The organism is Oleiphilus sp. HI0123, assembly GCF_001635315.1.
The window spans coordinates 1-3825 of the sequence record NZ_LWGE01001534.1 but is presented as its reverse complement, the minus strand read 5'-3'; the positions used below and the strand labels follow the sequence as shown (position 1 = coordinate 3825).

4 protein-coding genes are annotated in these 3825 nt (G+C 45.5%); 3 read left to right on the top strand and 1 reads right to left on the bottom strand.

The window, feature by feature from the left end:
- On the bottom strand, window positions 1-1158 hold a 1158-nt coding region (locus tag A3761_RS20445; RefSeq protein WP_156491991.1), incomplete at its 3' end, for a hypothetical protein.
- 173 nt (window positions 1159-1331) lie between these two features.
- Here A3761_RS20445 and A3761_RS20440 point away from each other — a divergent pair.
- From A3761_RS20440 to A3761_RS20430, 3 genes are all read left to right on the top strand, one after another.
- On the top strand, window positions 1332-2672 hold the full coding sequence (locus A3761_RS20440; RefSeq protein ID WP_068553105.1) for a TRZ/ATZ family hydrolase: 1341 nt from the start codon (window positions 1332-1334) through the stop codon (window positions 2670-2672).
- Between the two features lie 46 nt (window positions 2673-2718).
- Window positions 2719-3435 carry a bifunctional 2-polyprenyl-6-hydroxyphenol methylase/3-demethylubiquinol 3-O-methyltransferase UbiG gene (gene ubiG, locus A3761_RS20435; protein WP_068506969.1) on the top strand — a complete coding sequence of 239 codons (717 nt, stop codon included), beginning with the start codon at window positions 2719-2721 and terminating at the stop codon, window positions 3433-3435.
- Window positions 3436-3464: 29 nt separating this feature from the next.
- A partial coding sequence (locus A3761_RS20430; protein WP_156491990.1) for an HAD family hydrolase occupies window positions 3465-3825 on the top strand: 361 nt, incomplete at its 3' end.

Below are 3825 nucleotides of genomic sequence, written 5' to 3'. Positions count from 1 at the left end.
GGCGCGATCTGATCGAATAAACTTATTCATAAAGTCGCTATAACTCATTTGCTCGATTAGATGAAGCCCGGAATTTGGCATTTTGATCAGCAGCTGTGACCGTCTTGCTGTTTTGAGCAAAGCATCAGCTAAGCTCTTCTCTTTAACTTCCGTCGTTTTCTGTGATGGTAAAGTCAGGAACAAGTTTCCGACATTACTCGCACCGTTCTTTAGAACCATATTTGAAAACATTCTCGGACCAACGACTGTATTGCAATTTGCTGTGAGATTATCAAAACCAAGCCGCCTCAATATACTCCTTACCAGATACGGCCCAATATAACCTTCGTGATTACCAACAATAAAAACCCTTCGCCCTGACGCCTTAAGCACTGAAGCCTGATACAAGATTCGAACCACCTCTGACGAACCCACTACATGCTTGCTATCATGCTTCGTTGAAACCCGCTCTCCTTTACTCCCGACCAATATCAAGTCGGCAATATTTCGGTTTTCAAGAAAAACAAAGAACTTGTGCCACAGGGCAGTATCAGGTAGAACCGGTGATATTGAGCGACTAAAGGTGAAAGGCATTGCGAGTATGCGCTCAATGCGAGATTTACTAAATTCCTTAAAGAAAGAATGCTGTAGCAGCTGTAATTTGCGCTCGTTGAATTTACGGGCGATGTCGGGAAAGTGCTTCTTTATATCCAAGCCGTCACGCTTGGCACGCGCAACAACCTCGTCCATTAGCTGAACAGCACGAATATTATGAGGTGCCTTTTTCAAAGAGTACATCTTGGCGCGAAAGAAATCGACAATACCTCGCAGCTTCACGGCGTTAAAGATAGACAATAGCAAGCCCTTTACCGCTTCTGGAGCAGGAACCTTCAAAACCAACTTAACAATGGCATCTTTCAGGCGATCAACCAGTCCAGCCAGACTAGCAACAAAAGCCAGTAACAGGTTAGTCACCCTATATACAAAGTTGTTTTGATAAATTGAGGCCAAGGACTTTTCGAGACGCTCTTTGTTCTCGTGCATAAATTTCAGCACATCTCCTTGCGCAATTTTATCTTTTTCTTGCTGCCACCATTGTATTAGAGCGTGTACACGCTTTTGCTTTCGATTATTCGAATCAAGCGGATCATCCTGTAGATCTTTATCAGGCTGGCTCATAAATTCTTCTCTTACTCTAATAACTAACCAAGGAAACGCTTAGAGTAACAATATTAATCTGTGCTAGCCACTTACCGAAGCTAGTTCAACGCGCAGCTTATTGCCAAGCATAGTAATAGAGGTATACTCTCACCCTTTCAAAATTGAACATATATAAACCTCTGGGTACCTATATGCCACAAGCGCAAACAGTTGATACGCTAATCCATGCTCGTTATATCATCCCTGTTCGACCACGAAACACCTGTTATGAGCATTACAGCCTTGCCATTAGAGATGACGAAATCGTAGACATACTTGCAAGCGCTAAAGCCCAAACCAAATATCAAGCTAAAAACACATATGAACTGAACGAGCACGCCATAATGCCCGGGCTCGTTAACGCTCACGGCCATAGTGCAATGACGCTGTTTCGTGGTCTCGCTGACGACCTGCCGCTTATGGAATGGCTCAACGACCATATTTGGCCTGCCGAGGGAAAATGGGTATCTGAGGCTTTTGTCCGTGACGGAACCGAACTGGCGATAGCAGAAATGCTGAGAGGCGGAACCACCTGCTTTAGCGACATGTACTTCTTCCCTAACATATCCGCCCAAGTCGCCGAGCAGTACGGCATACGCGCCCATCTATGCTGCCCAATATTAGATTTCCCTACCGTTTGGGGCAGCGGACCTGAAGAATATATCGAAAAAGCCTTAAGCCTTGCCATAGATTACGCTGACAGTGATCTCGTCGAGATCGGCTTCGGACCTCACGCACCCTATACCGTTTCAGACTCGCCTTTGGAAAACATCAGAGATCTGGCAATTGAGCATGATATACCAGTTCAAATCCATCTTCATGAAACAGCATTTGAAGTAGAGGAAGCTGTAAAGCAAAACAATAAGCGCCCCATACAAAGGCTCGTCGACTTAGGGTTAATTTCAGATAAGTTCGCCCTGCAATGCGTACACATGACAGAACTAAACGAACAAGATATTGAATCCTTAGCCAGCAACAAAGTACATGTAATACACTGCCCCGAATCGAACCTTAAACTTGCAAGCGGCTTTTGCCCTAGCGCCCAGCTAATATCAGAAAGCGTTAATGTTGCCCTGGGTACCGATGGTGCGGCCAGTAACAATGACCTCGATATGTTTGGCGAAATGCGTACCGCCGCCCTGCTTGCAAAGGCAGTCGCAAAAGACGCAAGCGCGATCGATGCAGCCAGTGCAATCGAGATGGCAACCATCAATGGCGCTGCAGCCTTAGGCATCGAAGAAATTACTGGTTCACTAGAGATAGGCAAAGCAGCAGATTTGATTGCCATCAAAATGGATGCATTAAATAGCCAACCGAGCTTTGATCCAATCTCAGATATTGTATACTCAGTCGCGTCCAACCAAGTAAGCCATAACTGGGTAAACGGAAAACTCCTTCTTGAAGAAGGCGAACTAAAATATATGGACACGCAGGAAATTATTGTTAAAGCCAAGAGCTGGGCAGCTAAAATTCGCTCGTCGACAGAAAGCTGACAATAAACGCCTTCTAGAAATATTTATAACACACGAATAGAGAAACATGAGCCAAACAGCCGCAAAAAACGTCGATCCAAATGAAATCGCTAAATTCGAAGCACTGGCTAGTCGCTGGTGGGACAAATCAAGCGAGTTTAAGCCGCTTCACGACATCAACCCGCTTCGTCTTAACTATATTGATGAACGCGCTCACCTTCCCGGCAAAAAAGTTGTAGACGTCGGCTGTGGCGGTGGGATCCTCTCTGAAGGGCTATGTCAGCGCGGTGCCTACGTAACGGGTATTGATATGGGTGAAGCCCCACTTTCTGTAGCAAGGCTACACGGTCTTGAATCAGGTGTTGAAGTTGACTATCGACAAATCACCGTAGAGTCCCTTGCTGACGAAGAAGCAGGCACCTATGACGTCGTCACCTGCCTGGAAATGCTTGAACACGTACCAGACCCTTCTTCAGTTATAGCGGCTTGTGCAAAGCTTCTGAAACCTGGCGGCGACCTATTCTTATCAACAATCAATCGTAACCCTAAAGCTTTTATGTTTGCCATTGTTGGCGCCGAACACCTACTAAAGATGCTACCGAAAGGCACGCACGAGTATAAGAAATTTATCAAGCCATCTGAGCTAACAAGTTACATCCGCAAGGCAAAACTGGACTTTCAAGATATTACCGGCATGGTCTACAACCCATTAATAAAAGAATACAAATTAGCGCGAGACGTCGATGTCAATTACCTGGTACATGCCACCAAGCCAATCGATTAGCTTATACCCCCTCATAAACGACATTCATAATGACAATTAGCGCTCTACTATTTGACCTGGACGGAACACTCGTTGATACAGCCAATGATTTTGTTCAGGTTCTCAATGAACAACTGATAAGTCACGGACGAAACCAGCTTCCAGCCGACACGATTCGTAATACTGTGTCCGATGGCGCAAGGGCTTTGGTAAAAATCGGCTTTGGCGGCGAACCCGGCACCGAGCCCTTTGAATCACTTAGACAAGAGTTATTGGAACGCTATGAATCGCTAGTAGGAAAGCATGCCAAGCTCTTTGACGGCATGGAAGAGGTTCTCACTCTTTGTGAAGACAAAGACATTCCCTGGGGAATTATCACCAACAAACCTCGCCTCTACACCGATCTATTAT